Genomic DNA, 737 nt, shown 5'->3' with positions numbered 1-737 from the left:
GAAACATCTAAGTACCCTGAGGAAGAGAAAACAATAGTGATTCCGTCAGTAGCGGCGAGCGAACGCGGATTAGCCCAAACCAAGGAGCTTGCTCCTTGGGGTTGTAGGACGTCTCACATGGAGTTACAAAAGTGTTTGGTAGGCGAAGAGGTCTGGAAAGGCCCGCCAGAGCAGGTAAAAGCCCTGTAACCGAAAGCAAGCACTCTCCGAGACGGATCCTGAGTACGGCGGGACACGANCACCCTCCGAGACGGATCCTGAGTACGGCGGGACACGTGAAACCCCGTCGGAATCCGGCAGGACCATCTGCCAAGGCTAAATACTCCCTGGTGACCGATAGTGAAGCAGTACCGTGAGGGAAAGGTGAAAAGCACCGCGGAAGCGGAGTGAAAAAGAACCTGAAACCGTGCGCTTACAAGAAGTCAGAGCCCGTTAAATGGGTGATGGCGTGCCTTTTGTAGAATGAACCGGCGAGTTACGATTACGTGCAAGGTTAAGTCGGGAAGACGGAGCCGTAGCGAAAGCGAGTCTGAATAGGGCGAATAAGTACGTGGTCGTAGACCCGAAACCGTGTGATCTACCCCTGTCCAGGGTGAAGGTGCGGTAACACGCACTGGAGGCCCGAACCCACGCACGTTGAAAAGTGCGGGGATGAGGTGGGGGTAGCGGAGAAATTCCAATCGAACTCGGAGATAGCTGGTTCTCCCCGAAATAGCTTTAGGGCTAGCCTCGAGGAA

The 737-nt window shown here is 54.5% G+C and carries 1 rRNA gene; it reads left to right on the top strand.

Features of this window, described 5'->3' with window-relative positions:
* A 23S ribosomal RNA gene (locus tag FJQ58_RS00020) occupies nt 1–737 on the top strand; the annotation flags it as partial.

Source organism: Paenibacillus paridis, from assembly GCF_006345825.1.
GTDB classification, from domain to species: domain Bacteria; phylum Bacillota; class Bacilli; order Paenibacillales; family Paenibacillaceae; genus Pristimantibacillus; species Pristimantibacillus paridis.
This window is presented reverse-complemented; position numbering and strand designations above follow the sequence as displayed.